The 17,295-nt window shown below is 63.6% G+C and carries 16 protein-coding genes, 1 tRNA gene and 1 pseudogene; 11 read left to right on the forward strand and 7 right to left on the reverse strand.

All coding sequences use genetic code 11. The features are described from left to right. Window positions 1-77 precede the first annotated feature (77 nt). Window positions 78-2,747, reverse strand: a complete 2,670-nt coding sequence (locus Q0S71_RS20610; protein ID WP_295999922.1) for a PAS domain-containing protein — start codon at window positions 2,745-2,747, stop codon at window positions 78-80. Window positions 2,748-3,017: 270 nt separating this feature from the next. On the opposite strand from Q0S71_RS20610, the gene Q0S71_RS20615 reads away from it, so the two are divergent. The 8 genes and pseudogenes from Q0S71_RS20615 to Q0S71_RS20645 all read left to right on the forward strand — a co-directional run bounded on the left by Q0S71_RS20615 (window position 3,018) and on the right by Q0S71_RS20645 (window position 9,938). Next, the gene (locus Q0S71_RS20615) at window positions 3,018-6,020 is read left to right on the forward strand and encodes a sensor histidine kinase (RefSeq protein WP_295999923.1); all 3,003 of its coding nucleotides are present in this window, start codon (window positions 3,018-3,020) and stop codon (window positions 6,018-6,020) included. A gap of 220 nt (window positions 6,021-6,240) precedes the next feature. Beyond that, window positions 6,241-6,327: transfer RNA gene (locus tag Q0S71_RS20620), tRNA-Leu, on the forward strand. 138 nt (window positions 6,328-6,465) lie between these two features. After that, window positions 6,466-6,993, forward strand: coding sequence for a hypothetical protein (locus Q0S71_RS20625; RefSeq protein WP_295999924.1), 528 nt, complete (start codon window positions 6,466-6,468; stop codon window positions 6,991-6,993). A gap of 27 nt (window positions 6,994-7,020) precedes the next feature. Further along, window positions 7,021-7,437, forward strand: a pseudogene (locus Q0S71_RS20630) (tyrosine-type recombinase/integrase); the annotation flags it as partial. 798 nt (window positions 7,438-8,235) lie between these two features. Continuing rightward, a complete protein-coding gene (locus Q0S71_RS27455) occupies window positions 8,236-8,430 on the forward strand; it encodes a helix-turn-helix transcriptional regulator (protein WP_367185324.1) in 195 nt (64 codons plus the stop codon). An 8-nt stretch (window positions 8,431-8,438) separates the two neighbouring features. Beyond that, complete coding sequence (locus Q0S71_RS20635; protein ID WP_295999926.1) at window positions 8,439-8,990, forward strand: hypothetical protein; 552 nt, start codon at window positions 8,439-8,441, stop codon at window positions 8,988-8,990. Window positions 8,991-9,091: 101 nt separating this feature from the next. Next, the gene (locus tag Q0S71_RS20640) at window positions 9,092-9,460 is read left to right on the forward strand and encodes a hypothetical protein (protein WP_295999927.1); all 369 of its coding nucleotides are present in this window, start codon (window positions 9,092-9,094) and stop codon (window positions 9,458-9,460) included. 130 nt (window positions 9,461-9,590) lie between these two features. Beyond that, on the forward strand, window positions 9,591-9,938 hold the full coding sequence (locus Q0S71_RS20645) for a hypothetical protein (protein WP_295999928.1): 348 nt from the start codon (window positions 9,591-9,593) through the stop codon (window positions 9,936-9,938). A 297-nt stretch (window positions 9,939-10,235) separates the two neighbouring features. On the opposite strand, the gene Q0S71_RS20650 is transcribed toward Q0S71_RS20645, so the two are convergent. From Q0S71_RS20650 to Q0S71_RS20660, 3 genes are all read right to left on the reverse strand, one after another. Beyond that, entirely contained in the window at window positions 10,236-10,622 is a 387-nt protein-coding gene (locus tag Q0S71_RS20650) for a transposase (protein WP_295999929.1), read from the reverse strand. A 465-nt stretch (window positions 10,623-11,087) separates the two neighbouring features. After that, window positions 11,088-11,471 carry a hypothetical protein gene (locus Q0S71_RS20655; protein ID WP_295999930.1) on the reverse strand — a complete coding sequence of 128 codons (384 nt, stop codon included), beginning with the start codon at window positions 11,469-11,471 and terminating at the stop codon, window positions 11,088-11,090. Window positions 11,472-11,798: 327 nt separating this feature from the next. After that, window positions 11,799-12,161, reverse strand: a complete 363-nt coding sequence (locus Q0S71_RS20660; protein ID WP_295999937.1) for a helix-turn-helix domain-containing protein — start codon at window positions 12,159-12,161, stop codon at window positions 11,799-11,801. A gap of 127 nt (window positions 12,162-12,288) precedes the next feature. On the opposite strand from Q0S71_RS20660, the gene Q0S71_RS20665 reads away from it, so the two are divergent. After that, a complete protein-coding gene (locus Q0S71_RS20665) occupies window positions 12,289-13,023 on the forward strand; it encodes an SDR family NAD(P)-dependent oxidoreductase (RefSeq protein WP_295999931.1) in 735 nt (244 codons plus the stop codon). 80 nt (window positions 13,024-13,103) lie between these two features. After that, window positions 13,104-13,733 carry an NADPH-dependent F420 reductase gene (locus tag Q0S71_RS20670; protein ID WP_295999932.1) on the forward strand — a complete coding sequence of 210 codons (630 nt, stop codon included), beginning with the start codon at window positions 13,104-13,106 and terminating at the stop codon, window positions 13,731-13,733. A 310-nt stretch (window positions 13,734-14,043) separates the two neighbouring features. Here Q0S71_RS20670 and phaP read toward each other — a convergent pair whose 3' ends face one another. The 3 genes from phaP to Q0S71_RS20685 form a co-directional block, all read right to left on the reverse strand. Next, window positions 14,044-14,712 carry a phasin family protein gene (gene phaP, locus Q0S71_RS20675; protein WP_295999933.1) on the reverse strand — a complete coding sequence of 223 codons (669 nt, stop codon included), beginning with the start codon at window positions 14,710-14,712 and terminating at the stop codon, window positions 14,044-14,046. A 363-nt stretch (window positions 14,713-15,075) separates the two neighbouring features. Next, complete coding sequence (locus Q0S71_RS20680) at window positions 15,076-15,330, reverse strand: entry exclusion lipoprotein TrbK (protein ID WP_295999934.1); 255 nt, start codon at window positions 15,328-15,330, stop codon at window positions 15,076-15,078. Between the two features lie 153 nt (window positions 15,331-15,483). Then, window positions 15,484-15,792 (reverse strand): hypothetical protein, encoded by a 309-nt coding sequence (locus Q0S71_RS20685; RefSeq protein WP_295999935.1) that lies wholly within the window; start codon window positions 15,790-15,792, stop codon window positions 15,484-15,486. Window positions 15,793-16,057: 265 nt separating this feature from the next. Between Q0S71_RS20685 and Q0S71_RS20690 the strand changes: the two genes are divergently transcribed. After that, window positions 16,058-17,026, forward strand: a complete 969-nt coding sequence (locus Q0S71_RS20690) for a GGDEF domain-containing protein (RefSeq protein ID WP_295999936.1) — start codon at window positions 16,058-16,060, stop codon at window positions 17,024-17,026. Window positions 17,027-17,295 lie beyond the last annotated feature (269 nt).

Here is a 17,295-nt window from a genome sequence, read left to right on the forward strand (position 1 = left end):
TCGGCGAGCAGGACGCGGATGGTGGCGGCGGCCGGAGCTGGTGCCGGGGTGGGGGTGGCGGACATGGCGGTGCTGGCCTAGGAAAAGAGGGCGGCGGCGCCGGGCAGCGGCACCTCGACCGTGATGGTGGTGCCGCGCGCGGCGTCGCTGGCGATGCGGACCGTGCCGCCTATGCAGTCGACGCGCTCGGCCATGCCTTGCAGGCCCAGGCCGGCGTGGTCGCGCTCGGGCTCGAAGCCGATGCCGTCGTCGGCCAGTTCCAGCCGCAGGCCGGCCGCGCCATAGCTGACGGCGGCGGCGAAGCGCGACGCCTGCGCGTGCCGTATCGTATTGGTCAGCGCCTCCTGGCCGATGCGCAGCAGGTGCTCGTCCCAGCCGGGAAGCAGGGGCCGGGCCCGTCCTTCCAGGGTGAAGGTGGTGTTCAAGGGCGTACCGGCCGTCACTTTTTTCAGCAGCTTTTGCAGCGCCCGGCACCAGTCGCCGTCATCGAGCGCCTGCGGCCGCAAGGCTTGCACGGAGCGGCGCGCCTCGGCCAGACTGTCCCGGGCCAGATTGCTGGCGCGGTCGAGGTGCTCGTCGGCCGCCTGCCGGTAGCCGAGCTGGCCGGCGTCCTGGGCCGCCGCCAGCTGCACGATGATGCCGGTGAAGCCCTGGGCCAGCGTGTCGTGGATGTCGCGCGCCATGCGGTTGCGCTCGGCGACCACGGCGGCCGCGCGGCCCTGGGCGGTGAGCCGGCTCAGCTGCAACGCCAGCATGGCGTGGTTGGCCAGCGCCCGCGCCAGCTCGATGTCGTCGGCCGTGAGCTGGCGCTGCTGCGCAAAGCGGATGCCGAGCGCGCCTTCGAGCCGGCCGGAAATCGAAATCGGTATCAGCAAGACCGTCACGATGCCCATGGCGATCAGGCGCTCGCTCAAGGGAAAGCGCGGCACCAGGCGGATATCGGCGATCAAATCCGGCCGGTTGGCGCGGAACAGCTCATACCACGCATGTTCCGTATCCATCGGCAGCCACTGGTCGAGGCCGGCGAATTCCGGCGCCGTGCGGTGGATGACCTGGCGTTCCTCGAACGCGAATTCAAAGCGGATGCGGTCGCTGTCCATGTCGCGCGCCCACGCGCTGATACTGTGGGCCTGGAATTGCTCGACGATGGTGAGCAGGATGTGCTCGACCAGACGATCGGGATCGGACTCGGTCGACAGCGCCTCCATGGTGCGCTTCAAGGCGTCGACGTGGCCCTTGGCCAGCTGCTCGGAGGCGAGCTGGGTTTCCTCGGCCAGCTTGCGTTCGGTGATGTCGATGACGCTGCCCAGCATCCGCGTCGCCTTGCCCTCGATGCTGCGGTAGATGCTGCCGCGCGCGGCGATCCAGTGCACGCTGCCGTCCGGCCAGATCACGCGGCATTCGGCGGCCCAGTCGCGCAGGGCGGCCACGGCCTGGCCCATGCTGGTCCGGATGCGCACGCGGTCGTCGGAATGGATGTGCTGGATGAAGATTTCGATGCCCCATTCCGCGATCGGCTCGCGGTAGCCGAAGCATTGATCGTGGCGCAGCGCGCGGCGCGCGGTGTCGCTCTGCAAGTCCAGGTCCCAGTTGCCGACGTGGGCCGACGTCAGCACGAATTCGAGCACCGCGCTCGTTTCGCGCAGCGCCTCCTCCGAGCGCTTGCGTTCGGTGATTTCCATGACGATGCCCAGCATGCGCCGTCCCTGGCCCTGGCCGGGCTGGTACAGATTGCCGCAGGCGGCCAGCCAGTGGACGCTGCCGTCGGGCCAGACCACCTTGAATTCGCACTCCCAGCCGTGGGCCGCGGCGATGGCGGCGCGCAAGCCCGATTCGACGCGCTCCCGGTCGGACCCGTGCACATGGTCGAGCATGACGCGCAAGCCCCACAAGCCCTCCGCAATCGCCTCGCTGTAGCCGAAGCACTGATCGTGGCGCAGCGAACTGCGCGAGGTGTCGTCGGCCAGATTCAAATCCCAATCGCCGACGTGGCCGGCCTCGAGCGTGAATTCCAGCGCCGCCCTGGCTTGCTCGGCCAGCACGCGGTCGGTGACATCGACCATCATCGTGCGCGTGTAGTCGCCGCGCAGGGAAGGGCGCGACCACCATTGCACCCAGACCGGATTGCCATTGTCCAGGCGCCGCAGCTCGATCAGGAAGCCATCGGCGTCGCGGCCCTGCTCGACCAGGCCGAAGGCCGTCCGCACCACCTGCAAATTGGCGCTCGACGGCGACAGCAGCGACTTGCCATACAGTCCAGGTATCTGCTCCGGCTTGATGCCCAGCACCTTGAGCGCGGCCTGGTTGACCCGGATCAGGCGCGTATCGACGGCCTCGTGGACATAGGGGATGGGCGCCTCGTCGAACACGTCCTGGCATTCCTGGCGCAACAATGCGATCTCTTCGACATCGACGAGGCAACCCTGCCAGTGCAGCACCCGGCCGCCATCGTCGAGGACGGGCTCGACATGCATGGCATAGCGCCGCAAGCGGCCGTCGGCGCCGGCCATGCGCAGGTCCAGATCGGCGGCGCCGGGCTGGCGGCGCAGCGCCGCGAAGGCGTCGAGAAAGGCGGCGCGCTCGGGCGGGGCGAGCGCGGCCAGCCAGCCGCCGTGCCCGTCCGGCCGCGGCGGCGCGGCCACGCAAGCGCGCAGACAGCGGTTCTGGAACAGGAAAGCGCCGTCCGCGCCGGCGCACCAGAGCGGCACCGGCAGAGCATCAAGCGCGGCGCATAGATAGCGGTCCATGAATTCTCCTGTTGGCGTCATCATGGCGTAAATCCGGCGTGATCGCCATGGATATCGGCCACGGCGATGGGGATAGCGGTGACCAGCGAACCTCAGGCTGTCGTTGTTCATCATGCGTCCCGGCCCACCGTGCAAATATTGTTCGGGCGCCGCCCGCAACAGCGTGAATTTTTGTGGCATTCGTCGTGAAATTTTGCTGTATATTTCACAATTCACATTGCAGCAATTCACCACCGCGCCCAGTCACCCAACTCTTGCTACCTATTCGACATGCGCCCACGCACCCACGCCCGCACCGCCGTCCCGCTCCCGCTGCGTGCCTTGGCCCTGTCCCTGATGCTGTTGTTGACGGCGCCCGCCTCGGCCATCAGCGAGAGTCCGTTCGCCGGCTATTTCCATACCGGCTGGATGCCCAGCGACGGCGCGCCCAGCGACATCCGCGGCATCGTGCAGGACGCCGACGGCTGGCTGTGGATAGGTGGATCGAGCGGCTTGTACCGCTTCGACGGCCACAGCTTCGAGCGCATGGAAGCCATCGACGGCAACAAACTCCGCAAGACCAATGTCCTGTCGCTGGCCTATCTCGACGGCGCGCTGTGGGTCGGCTACGGTTTCGGCGGCATCGAGCGCTTCAAGAACGGCGTGGCCACTTATTTCGATGAAAAGACCGGCTTGCCCGAGGCGAGCGTGCACCAGATCTTGCAGGCGCCCGGCGGCCCGGTCAGCGCGACCACCTCGCACGGTCTGTATGAGTGGCGCGGCGAACAGTGGACCCGCGGCTGGCCGGCACCGGGCCAGCCGGGCGCCGGACTGCTGCATGAGATCGTGGGCGCCGATGGCGCCTTGCTCATCAACGGCGGCGGCGGCATCCTGCGGCGAAAAAAAAACGAGTCCGTCTTCACGCCTGTCGCCAGCGACAAACCGCAGATTTTCTCGCTGTTTCCTGGGCCGGACGGCGCGTTCTGGACCACCGCCGCAACCGGCTATCAGCAATATGATACAAGCGCCGACCGCATCATAGGCGGCCCACCCAACCATGCCACGGACGACGCCGACTCTCTGTATGTCGAGCGCGATGGCACGACTTGGATGGGCGTGCCTGACGGCATACAGTTGTTGGCCAACACGCGCGACTTCAGCAAGATCGATGAACTGACTCGGGCGCGTGGCCTGAGTGACCGCGCCGTGCAGTTTTTCTTCCAGGACCGGGAAGACAATGTCTGGCTCGGCACCTCCGGCGGCATCGACCGCCTGCGCCGCAGCAAGGTGCACACCTTCGCGATGTCATCGAACACCCGCCTGCCGGGCATCGCGCCGGACAACGACGGCGCGCTGTGGGTCAGCAGCCGGAATGGCCCGCCCTTGCGGCGTACCGGCGCCGACGGCAAGGTGAGCGAATACAAAAACATGCCGCTGGTGGAAACCATCGTCCGTGGCGCCGATGGCACCGTGTGGGCCGCCAATAGCCGGGGCGTGGCGCGTTACGTCCATGGCGAAGAGCGGATCTGGCCGCTCCCTGGTCCGCACGCCAACCAGCCTCAGGGCATGGTCCAGGACCCAGATGGGGCGCTGTGGCTCAGCATGTTGGGCAGCCACAGCCTGCACCGCTTGCGCGACGGGCGCTGGGACACGGCGGACGCGTGGCGCGGCTACGACGCCACCGCGCTGTTCCTGCAATTCGATGAGCGCCATCGCCTATGGCAGACCTATACCGAGAACCGGGTCGCCGTCAGCGATGGTTCAAGCACGACCCGCTATTCGGCGCAAAACGGACTCAAGGTCGGCAACGTGCTGAGCATCTCGACGCGCGGCGGCCGGGTCTGGGTCGGCGGCGACCAAGGGCTGATGTTCCTGAAGGACGAGCATTTCATCGCGCTGCTCGACGGCGACGGCAAGGCCTTCACCGTCGTCAGCGGCATCGTCGAAACGGCCGAGGGCGACTTGTGGCTGCACGGTGCCCAGGGACTCACCCACATCGCCGCCGCCGCCGCACGGCGCGCGCTGGCCGGCGGCGCCACGCGGGTCGAGATCGAACGCATGGATTACGAGGACGGCATCCTGGGCCAGGCGTCGCATCTGCGGCCGCTGCCGTCGCTGATTGAGGGCCCCGACGGACGGCTCTGGTATGTCACCAACAGCGGCGTCGGCTGGATCGACCCGCTGCATGTGCGGCGCAACGCGCTGCCGCCGCCGGTCAAAGTACGCGCCCTCGTCAGCGGTGGCCGGAGCTACGCGCTGGCGCCCGGCGCCGGCCCGCGCCTGCCGCCGCGCAGCGACAGCCTGCGCCTCGACTACACGGCGCTGACGCTGACGATGCCGGAGCGGGTGCGCTTCCGCTACCGCCTGCTCGGCGTCGACGCCGGCTGGGTCGAGGCCGGCGCCCGCCGCAGCGCCTACTACACCAATCTGGGACCGGGCGCTTACCGCTTCGACGTCCAGGCCGCCAACGAGGACGGCGTGTGGAACAGCGCCGGCGCGCAGCAGCAATTCGCGATCGCGCCGGCGCTGGTGCAGACCACCTGGTTCCGCCTCCTGTGCGGCGGCGCGGCGCCGACGGCGCTGTGGCTGCTGTACCGCTGGCGCCTCCACCAGCTGTCGCAGCGGATGCGGGCGCGCATGGACGAGCGCCTCGACGAGCGCAGCCGCATCGCCCGCGAACTGCACGACACGGTGCTGCAATCGGTGCATGGGCTGGTGCTCAAGGTGCACGGCGCGTCGATCCGGCTGCCGGCGCAGGAGCCGGTGCGCGGCCTGCTCGACGAGGCGCTGACGCACGCCGAGGACACCCTCACCGAAGGCCGCAAGCGCGTGCTGGACCTGCGCAGCGGCGACGACGGCCGCCACTTGCTGGCGCTGCTCACGGCGGTGGGCGCCGAGCTGGCGCAAGACCAGGACACGCGCTGCACGGTGCGCGCCGAGTCCGGCGAGCGGCCGCTGGCGCCGGGCGTGGACGGCGAACTGTTCGCCATCGCCCGCGAGGCGATGGGCAATGCCTTCCATCACGCGCGGGCGGCCCACGTCACCGTCAACGTCTACTACGGACCCAAGGCGCTGACGGTGACGGTGGCCGACGACGGCGCCGGCATCGCCGCCGACATCCTGGCCAGCGGCGGGCGCGGCGGCCACTTCGGCCTGGTCGGCATGCGCGAACGCGCGGCCCGGCTGGGCGGCGCGCTGACGCTGGGACCGCGCGAAGGCGGCGGCACCGAGTGCGTGCTGAAGCTGCCGGCCGCGCGGGCCTATGCCGTGCCGCGCGCGCGCTGGTGGGCTTGACAGGACGGCCAGCCCGCGGCGCTGGCATCGTCCACGTGCGCGTGAACTATCTGCCGCCATGTCGGCGCAGGCTCATCGGCCGCACCTCGCCTGGTCGCGTACACGCGCAGTGTTTGCATCTGTCCGAGAGGTTATGCATTGTCGATCCGGGCGGACAGGGGAAAGTCGGGCGCCGACATTGGTCATTTTGACCATCGCTGTGCTAGAATCTCGCCGCGCTGCCCGGATGGTGAAACTGGTAGACACTGGAGACTTAAAATCTCCCGCTCGCAAGGGCGTGCCGGTTCGATTCCGGCTCCGGGCACCACCTTACATAAATGCAAAGAAGTACAAAGATCGCTTTACCCTGCTTTCATAGAGGGGAAGCGGTTTTTTTTCGTCCAAAGGTTTTGCAAAAAGGTACATAAAATAACAAAACGCTGCTACCATTTGCCAAAAATTGGCAATGGAATTGGCAAAAATGTCAGCTCCTAAAAAGGTGGGAACAAAGAGGCGGCACCGCGTGATGGTCGACGGCGCTCGTTCGTCCGGCACCTTGAACACGAAAGCTGCGGCGCTGGCATGGGAGGCCACCGTCAGGACGGCAAAACCCGCCGGCCAGCTCGTCACGCAAACCTGCCTCGACGCGTTTGAAAAATACGAGCGGGAGGTATCGGCGAAAAAGAAAGGTGCGCGCTGGGAAGGCTTCCGCCTGGCGGCGTTCGGCCGCTCCGACTTTGCCAAGGTACTGATCCGCGAAGTCAACGCCAGCCACGTGGCCGCCTGGCGCGACCAGCGGGTCAAGGCGGTGTCTGGCGCGACCGTCAATCGCGAGATGAACCTGTTGTCGAACGTCTTCACGGTCGCGCGCAAGGAATGGAAGTGGATCAAGGAAAGTCCGACGGCCGACGTATCCCGGCCAAAAGACGGCAAGCCGCGCTTCAGGCGGATCGTCCAGGCTGAGATCGACCAGATATGCATCGCGCTCGGATGACGCAACCACGCGCCCAAGACCAAGCAGCAGAGCATTGCCGCTGCATTTCTGTTCGCTATCGAGACGGCGATGCGCGCCGGCGAGATATGCGCGCTAGTCAAAGATAATGTGACGGGGCGCGTCGCCCACGTGCTCGACGCAAAAAACGGCGAGGATCGTTTTGTGCCGCTGTCCCCTCGCGCGATGGAAATTTGGGCGATGGTCCCGGACGGATTCGGTGTAACGTCGGCCACCGTCGACGCCTTGTTCCGGGCGGCGCGCGATGACCGCACCCTTATCAAAGACCTGCACTTCCACGACAGCCGCCATGAGGCGATCACACGCTTGGCGAAGAAGTTGCACGTGCTCGACCTGGCCAGGATGACCGGACACAAGGATATCGGAAAGCTGATGATCTACTACAACGAGTCTGCCGAGGATAGCCGCCGCTGGCACTCAAATTAGTCTCGGCCAGCAGTTGGGCGTGAGCCAGCAGGCGGTCAATAAGTGGTGCCAGCAGGGCTGGGTGCCGCTGGTGCGCGCCGGTCAGATTGAGGCGCACTACGGCATCTCCCGCACCCCGCCTAGTCAATCCCAAAATCCTTGCGCTGGTTGGCGCAGCGCCCAAGGATGGCAGGTAAGGTGCGTCTGCTGAAATTGACGCAACTATGTCGAAGTTCTTCCGTAAAATGACGATAGGCCTTCGACGAGAACGAGCACGAGAACGAAAAAGCTGGACAAGTGAAGTTCTTGCTAATCGACGCGTAAGCTTGCGTCTGTTGCAACCCGGGCGGCAACCAGGAAGCGCTGGTGATGTGTACAGTGGTTTCTTGTGGATATATTTATCTATCGATTTTTTTAATCCGATAGAAAATATGAAAAATATGAGAAATGTATGCATTGGGGGTGCATATATCCACCACTTTTGATTATCGTTATGGGTAAGGTGAATACCAGAAATCATCGGGAAAAAGATGAGATGTAGTAGACTAGATTCCAGTAGCAGCCCAAAGTGAACAATTCACGCCAGAGGGCCGTTGCAGAAGATTTTGTATTGCTAATAGGTGCGGACCCCGGGGCCTAGAGAACCCCGGGCCGCGCTGTAAAAGGCAAGGCCCATTACAGTTGTCGTGGAGACGACTTAGTATAGCGCGAGTTATACACCAACGTATAGTGCTTTGGCGCACGGCAATGTTCTATGCTGGACGCCAAACTACACCGTTTTGGCCTTGCTTCTATTCATTTTATTGAGAAAGAAGCAACGTGCATATCAAAGACAAATTTTTACGGCTCCCTGAAGTCGTAGCCCTGACCGGCCGTTCGCGCAGCAGCATTTGCGCTGATATGCGCCAAGGCAACTTCCCATCTGCAGTCCATATCGGCGCCCGCGCGACCGCTTGGACCGCGTCATCCATTGCGAAATGGCAAGAGAGCTGCATTAACGCCTCTAAAGCGTAGGGTTCGCCATGACCACCACAAACGCCACCGGCCACGCCGGTGAGGTTGGCGAACGTCCGACGCTCGATAATTTGCTGGCTGCCGCCATCCTCGGCGCATTCGAAAACCGCAAAGCCCCTACCGCAGCAGTTGTCGCAGCTGCGCAAGCATTCCGTGCCGGCCCGGCCGCATTCGATGCCGCTGATGTTCCGCGCGCCGCGCAGTTGGTGCTGAACATCGGTGACGCGTTCGGTGGCGGTATCTATGCCGGCCTGACGACGGTAGATGGCCAGCCAGCGCGCCTGGTGCTGATGCCTGGCGAACTGCTCGGCGCCGACTGGGATAAGTGCATGGCATGGGCGAAGGAATCCGGTTGCGATCTGCCGATATCCGACGAGCAGCCCCAGCTCTATGAGCACTTGAAAAGCGAATTCAAGGCGCGCTTTTACTGGTCGAGCACGCAGCACGCCGGCGGTTCGGCCTACGCATGGGGCCAGAACTTCCTCGGTGGCGGCCAGGTCTACGGCCGCAAGTCGTTTTCGGGCGCCGCGCGCCTCGTCCGCAGATTAATTATTCAGTAATTTAATAATTCAAAAAATTACTTCGATTATTTCGGAAAAGAGCCGGTGATCGCTGATCGCCGAGCTGCTTCAATAGCCGTTCTGCATAACAGGAGAAACACATGCTGCATCACGAAACGATTGGGCCGGACGTCGCCGCCGGCAGCCACCCCGCCTCACTGCATCTGATCCTCGATACCATGCCTAGTCACGCGGTGAGCGGGGAGCGTATGAGCGCCATCGGCCTGCCCGTCGATATCGGAACTCCCAGTCTTCGCGAGGCATTCGACCTGCTTGGCTTCGTGCTGGCGCAGTTACCGAAGCGCGTCGTGGATTTGCTGTGTGAGCGCCTGTTTTCCTTGTTCGAATCCGCGACGCTTGAGTTCCCCGATGGTGGTCAGGTGACCACAAGCGGTGCACGTTGCGACCTCATCGTCTTGCGGGTCGCTGGTGTGCATGAACTGATCTCCGGCACACTTCTCGCAGCTTAGTTTTATCTGAACGTCCATGGGAATTTCCTTTTAAAATTGTCGAGTGGAATTGCCAATTTAACATGATTGGAAGTTTCCACCCATTCCCGGGCCGCCGCGCTCCGATTAGCGCGGCACATCGAAAGTGATTATGCAGACGATCCCAGCAAACGAAGTTGTCGACCTTTCCTCTGGCGCACGTGGCCTCGTCCACGTCAGCGTCTTCCTCGCGCAGGCGTTCGCGCAGGCGGCCGCCGTTGATGTGCCAGCACCGCGCGCGATGGCGCCGGCCGTGGTGCAACTGGTGCGCGGCCCACGCCGGGCCGACATCGCGAAGTGCTGCGGCGATCACTTGCCCAGCTGCGGCACCTGCATGCGGCGTTTGGCGGTCGATGCTGGCGTTGAACAGCAGTGGCTAGCGCCAGCGATCAACAACGGCGCGTGCGCGCTGTACGCAAGCCAGGAACGCTACGGCGAGTTGTATTCGGCCGGCAAGTAATACCGATTTCAAACGGGGCAGCGGCTGCGCAGCCGTGACGCGGTGATTCAAGCCCATCGCGACGTGCCCCGACCTATTCTTGGCTTGGTGAAAGGTTTGAGATGCAACATATTACCCAGCGCCGCGTCGAGCCGGTCGACCCCGATCGCTTCTTGGCGATAGTGAAAATTTTCAATGACGGTATGCGCAAGCCGCTGCCGAAGCGCCGCCGTGCAGACTGGCAACTCACCGATATCCCGATCAACCGCTGCATGTTGGCGGTAGTGAGCCAGACCTTGGTGCCGGTGGACAGGCCGATCATCGCAGTACCCGATCGAGCACTTGCGCCAGCGTGGCCGCATGGGGCTGGCCCTCGATGCGCACGCGGACCTGGCCCAGCTCAAGCACGATGGTGCCATCGGCATGGTTGGCGGCACTGCTCGGAACAGGCGACGTTGGCGCCAGCACCACCGGCAACAAGCCATCGTCACGCATTAACGCAGGCGCGCCGAGGCGCCCTTGCTGATAAAGCCGGCGCCAGCTGAAGACTTGGTTGGCATAGACGCCGTGCTCACGCGCGATGCGCGCGACCGAGGCGGCAGGCTCCAGCGACAGTGCCACCAGGGCGCGTTTGAACTCCAATGGATGCTGGCGATAGTGGCCACGTGCGTTGGTGGAAATAATCGGTTGAAAATTTGTGTCCATAATCGAAAATTGTGGGCACAAATACTGTGCCGAAATTCGATCATGGATGACGCTGGTCAGGCAGTCCAGACGGCGCCAAGGAAGACGCTTACGTACTGCGGCGCCGTGTGCACACGGACGGCGGCGTGCTCTGGATCAAAAGTCGGCTTTGGTAGGTTGAGGATAGCGATATATCTTGGCATGAAATTATTCTCGTAGTGGATTGATACGCCCGGGCCGGGAAGCAGTGGGCGCGTGTCATTGTAGCGAGAATAGCAAGTTGAATTGTCACCAATAATGGCGGCAGTGAGGATGTTGGCGGCTAGATATAGGCGGAATGGGTGACAACCAGAGTGGCCAGCTGGACACGCGATGATGGTGGTCAAGTAGCACTGAAACGACCGAAAACCCGCATGGATACTCATATCATGCCGGTGCTGCACCCGGCCTGTTGGGCTTAAAAAAGCCCGCGAGCAGCGGGCTGGATTACTTGGCCGGTGCGGCCTGAGGTGGTGCTGGCGCGGGCGCCATGGTGGCAGGCTGCTGCGCATAGATGACGATAGGCTGGGTTTGTTGTGGTACCGGCGCAGGCGCTTTGGCGTTCTTACTCATTGCGAAGAACAGGCCAGCGAACCCCAAGAAGAGGCCGATGACTGTCGCCGTGATCCAGCGCGACGTGTCGGTGGACGCTTTATGCATATCGGAGCGTAGTTCCGCTATGTCCGTCTTGGTGGCCAAGGTCGGCAGAATTGTATCGAGGCGCGTTTCGAACGCTGTAAGACGGGCTTCCATCCGTCCATCATCCTGCGGTTCACCGCCGTAGTCAATCGGTGCGCCAGCGAATGGGGTTGGTAAATTGATGATGCTCATAGATTTACCTCAACGTCCGAACTGCTACCAACGCCAAGGTCAGGCGTCAAAGTCTTCAATCGATCATTGTCAAAAATGTGGGCATGAAAATATCCGCCCTACAACATTCTTTAGCTCGGTGTCGGCGCGCGCGGCCGGCGAGACGATGCGGCGGCTGGCGTCGGACATGGATTTTTGAATGTTGTTTCTATTGCGCTCAAGCTCGATCCTGGCGACAGTTACCTCGACCAGCGCGAAGACCGCGCTAGTGCCGCGAATGATGGCGCCGGAGACTCGCGCCTTTAGGGCGCGGAGGGCGGGCCGACTCGGCGGTTCCTCCGTATCCCGCTAGGGCAAAGTGTCGCGCTTGGCGAAGATGCTTGCCACTTCCGCTATGTTCTCGGTTCCCCAGGTGCACAGCGGGATGATCGCGTCAGCCAAGCTGCGACCGAGCGGGGTCAGCGCGTAGTCGACGCGCGGCGGCACCTCCTTGTAGTCGGTCCGCGCCAGCACACGATCGGCCTCCAGATCCTTCAATTGCTGGATCAGCACCTTGTCGCTGACGCCCTGGATCAAGCGCTTGAGCTCGCCGTATCGCTTCGGGCCGTCGCGCAGGAAAAACAGGACCAGCGGTTTCCACTTGCCCGAAATGATGCGGAGCGTGGCGTTGAGCCCGCAACCGGGATCGCAGGTGTCAGAAGATATCGTCATTGTTTTCGTCGTCATTATTTTGATACTTACCTAAAAGTGCATACTTGAACTTAGGTTAGCAGAGCCGCATACTAGTCGTCAAGAAGCGGCTCCCTGCTTCCGTACAACTCAAGGAAGAATGCATATCATGACCAGACTGAATGGAAAGACCGCTGTGATCACCGGCGGCGCTACCGGCATCGGCCGCGCCGCGGCAAAGCGCTTCATCGAGGAGGGCGCCTTCGTCTTCATCTTCGGCCGCCGGCAGGAGGCGCTCGACGCCGCTGTGGTCGAACTCGGCCCCCATGCCCGCGCGGTGAAGGGCTCGGTCGCCGATGAGGCCGACCTCGACCGGCTTTACGCGGCGGTGAAGGCCGAGCGTGGCACCCTCGATATCGTCTTCGCAAATGCCGGAGCGGGCAGCATGGCCCGACTCGGCGCGATCACCGCCGCGCACATTGACGAACACTTCGACACCAATGTGAAAGGTACGATCTTCACGATCCAGAAGGCGCTGCCGCTGATGGGCGAGGGCGGTTCCATCATTCTGACCGGATCGAGCGCCGGCACCACTGGCGCAGCGGGAATGAGCGCCTATAGCGCGAGCAAAGCCGCGGTGCGCAACCTCGCGCGGACCTGGGCCGAGGACCTGAAGGGCACGGGCATCCGGGTGAACGTGCTGTCGCCCGGGGCGACCGCGACCGAACTCGCCAAGGAAGCGCTCGGCGTGGAGGGCCAAAAGGTTTACGCCGCAATGACTCCGCTTCAGCGCATGGCCGATCCGTCCGAAATCGGGGCGGCAGCCGCCTTCCTCGCATCGTCGGACAGCAGCTTCATGACCGCCAGCGAGCTTGCCGTCGACGGCGGTCTCGCACAACTCTAACGCGATAGGCCCTACGGCGCACTTCATTGAAGATGCTGAGCCCAATGCCGCAGGGTAAAGGGTTCAGTCTTCCGTAGGGCATGGTAGACCAAAGAAACAAAGGAGAAAATATGAGCTATGCAATTATCGGTTTCGGCAAACTCGGCCAGGCGCTGGCCAAGGCGTTTGCCCGTAGCGGCATCGACGTTGCCGTTGCCACCACGCGTGACCCGGAAAGTTTTGCTTCCTCTGCGGCCGCGATCGGACCCGGGATCATTCCCACCACGCTGGCGGACGCCATCAAGGCGGACATCCTCTTCCTGGCCGTCCGTTACGAGTCGCACCCGGAAGTCGCGCGGGCGCTCCCCACTTGGCAGGGGAAGATCATCATCGATGTGACCAATGCCTACGGCGTATCCCCTGAGGAACTGGGCGGTCAGCCTTCTTCCCAGGTCGTCGCCAAGGCCTTCACTGGTGCAAGACTGGTTAGGGGCTTCAATCATTTGGCCGCTGCCGTCCTCGACCAAGATCCGGCCGTACATGGTGGAAGGAGAGTGGTGTTCCTGGCGAGCGATGATGACGGCGCGGCAACGGAGATAGCCGCGCTTGCGGAACATCTCGGTTTCTCGCCGATCAAACTTGGTGGGCTGTTGGAAGGTGGACTGCTTGTGCAGGCGCGCGGAAATAGCTGGGGTCAACTGATCTTTAAGGACTTAGTCAAGTTCGACTAGTGAATCGTGATCGCACATTTCGATGCGATCCCGCCTCGTGGACAAAGGGCTGCCGCAGTTTGATTGAAGCGAGGGCCGCTCCAGCGGTAAGCCCATCGAAATCCGTGCATGATGTCGTCGCTTGGCTGTCGCATTCGAGCGCCGAGGCCCGTCAACGTCCGGCCACAGGACGATCAATGCTGACGGCGACGAGCAGCATGTCGGTGATATGACGATACCGCTACACGCCGTCCTGTCAATCTAAGTGCTTCGCCGGGTTAGCCCTCAACCGGTTTTACTGTCCTAAGCCAGGCGCCAAGTGCGGTGACGATCAAGTTTCTTTACGGCCGGGTTGCTGCTTGCCCGCTTGGCTGGCGCCCGCTTGGCCGGCAGCAATCCCTCCTTGCATGTTGCCTTGGGATTCGGTGCCATTGTTGGCGTTTTGCATGGTCGAGCTACCACGCATTTCATTGCCTCGAGTGTCTTCGCGCATGCCATCGGCATATTTCTGGAATGGATCGGTGAACTTCTTGGCCGCCTCCTGCTGCGTGCGCGAGGCTTTTTCCGTTTCTTCGCGCGCGACACGGCTCACGTCGTCGGCCAGCTCCTTGGCTGTGCGTGCTGTTTCAGTGATATGGCCTTCGGCAACGCGGACCAAGGCGGTTTGCGTATCGGCGGTTATACGCGAGACATGATGATGATACGCCTGCAGCTTTTCAGCCATAGGCTGCGCGTGCACGGCGGCAGCGCTAAACATTTCGATTGGGCGTTGCGCGGTAAGCATGTGCTGACCAGCGGTAGTGCTTTCCTCCAGTATCGTGTGGGCCAACTGCATATTCAAGTCGCCATATTGCTGTGCCGTCTGGAACAGGGACTTGGAAATATCGTTGAAGAACGATAACTGGGCGTCAAGGTGATTTTTGACTGCGGGTGTAACGGATTGGGAAAAAGGATACATAAATGCCTCTAAAAGAAATGTTGATGGGAGGCCGGCGAACATGCGCCGGTACGGCGAAAAAGCAGGCTTAATTACATGCATCAGAAGGCTGGCTTTGAATCAAGATTAAGCCGATGCGAACCCGCCCGATGTTTAACTTGACGTCCGTTTTGATGCATCGCGTCGTCAAGTGCACCCATCTTAGATCCGCATCAAAACCCGGTTGGTCAGCCTTTTTCCGAGAGGCGTGTAGGATATGACCGCATGGCCGTGTCGGATTTCTCCGGACCGTCAAATTCGGCTATGAAGCGCCGGGGAACACGCCGCCGCGATCTGGGCGGGGACTTTCTTGGGTGCAGTTATGAGTGGGCGTGGCTGGGTTGGCGGCGCGTTGGGTGGTGGTCGGCCCGCGCGCGGCGGGCTCTGTTATTTTGCTGGCGCAACGGCCGGCGGAGCGGCCACCGGCGCCATCGCCGGCGACGTGCGCGTCGCCAACTTGTTGCACTGGGCCGACAGGATCGCGCGCTCGACGGGGGCGTTGACGGTGCGGATCGCCTCGGGTGCGCAGCTGTCGACGCTGGCGACGGGCGGCTGCGGCGTGCGGGCCAGATTGCGGTAGCCGAGCACGGCGAGTGCCGCCACGGCGACGACGGCAATGAAGATAGGGACTGGGGATTTCAAACGGCGCTCCTGTTAGCGTGCGGTGGTTCACGGCGATGGCGGCCTGACAGACCGGCCGCGCCGCCGGGATACGGGATACGGATACGCGAATACGGAAATACGGACCGCGTGAATTATAGGCGCCGAGCGCATGCCGGATGACGCCGCGCGCCGTCAGCCCAGCTTGTTGTACAGCGTGCCGCTCCAGCGCGCCGTGATGCGGCTGCAACGGAAGGTGTACAGCTCGCCGTCCTTCGACGCCATCGCCTGGAAGTGGTTGATGGCGATGCGGGTGGCGTCTTGCAGCGCGCCGCCCTCGGGAATTTGGCGGGGCGGCGGCTCGTCGCTGATATACAGTTCGTAGACGACGGTCTTGGGCACGGTCGACTGGTCGAAGCCGATGGCCACCTGGATATAGCCGGCTCGGTGCTCGCTCTCGGCGGCGCATCGGCCATGGCGTTTTGTTTCGAATTTGAACCGCATGTGGCCCTCGCGTGATCGGAGAAAACAGCATAGCACGATGGGCCGCCCGCAATGAAGCGCGCGTCGGCGGAGCGCCGCGCGGGGGCGTCGCCGGGTTGTCGGCGGCGTCAACTTGCTAGCGACCGCGGCCGCCGGATGCGTATAATCTTGCCATGATTGCTGGCCGTCGCCAGCGGCGTTGCCTTGTTCGGAATTTCTGCATGAAAAAAAGTCCTAATTTGCCGGCCGTGGCCGTGGCCCCGCGCCGTTTCGCCGGGCGGGGCCGTTGACGGCCGCCGCCGTGGCGCTGCCCGACCTGTCCGCGCGCGTGCTGTCGCTGGCCAGCCTGGGGCTGGTGGTGCTCGACGTCGGCCAGCGCGTGGTCTTGTGGAATCAGTGGATGGCCAGCCGCAGCGGCCTGTCCGCCGGCCGCGTCCAGGGACTGGCGCTGCTCGACGTGTTCCCCGAGCTGCGCGGCCAGCGTCTGGAGCAGGCCTTGCAGACGGCGCTGCACAGCAAGCTGCCGACGCTGCTGCCGCAAACGGCCAACCGCACGCCGTTCCCGCTGTTCGCGCCCGGCACCTGGGGCGGCGAGCGCGTCGAGCAGGGCGTGACGGTGACGCCGTTCAACGAGGGCAAGGAGCGCTACTGCCTGATCGAGATCAGCGACGTCAGCAACACGGTCGGCCGCGAGCGCCAGCTGCGCGGCCAGGCCGAAGCGCTGCGCGCGCAGTCGTATGTCGACGGCCTGACCGGCATCGCCAACCGCCGCCACTTCGACGTCGCGCTCGACCGCGAGCTGCGGCGCGCCCACCGCAACGACGGCGAGTTGTCGCTGCTGCTGATGGATATCGATTCCTTCAAGGCCTATAACGACCACTTCGGCCACCAGCAGGGCGACGCCTGCCTGACGCTGGTGGCCGAGGCGTTCGCGGCGATGCTGCAGCGTCCCGCCGACCTGGCCGCGCGCTACGGCGGCGAGGAATTCGCGGCCGTGCTGCCGGACACCGGACCGTTGCAGGCGCAGCGCCACGCCGAGGCGATCCGCGCCCGCGTCGCCGCGCTCGGCATCACGCACGCGCCGGCGGCGCTGCGGCCGTGCGTCACGCTCAGCATCGGCGTCGCCAGCTTCGACCGCCAGCGCCTGGCCGACGTCGAATCGCTGCTGGGCGCGGCCGACCGCGCGCTGTACGCGGCCAAGCACGCGGGCCGCGACTGCGTCATCGTCGACCGCGCCGAGGATGGCGCGGCTTGACGCGGCTGAAGCGTCGGCCGCGACGTGGCGGCCGGCACCCCGGCCGGATGGTGTAGCATGCGGGACGGCGTTTTGACCGGGCGCGATGCGGCGCCGGTCGGCCGGCAATTCAAGGATAGAGTATGCAAATCAAAATCAACGACAGTCTGCGCAGCTACATCGATCCAGCCGTTGCGCGCCAGGTGTACAGCTCGCAGCGGGCGGCGGCAGCCAGCGTGGCGGCGTAGCGGGTGCGAATCAGCTCGTCAAGCGTGGCGTCTTTGGCAAAG

This window comes from Rugamonas sp., assembly GCF_025354735.1.
GTDB lineage: Bacteria > Pseudomonadota > Gammaproteobacteria > Burkholderiales > Burkholderiaceae_D > Rugamonas.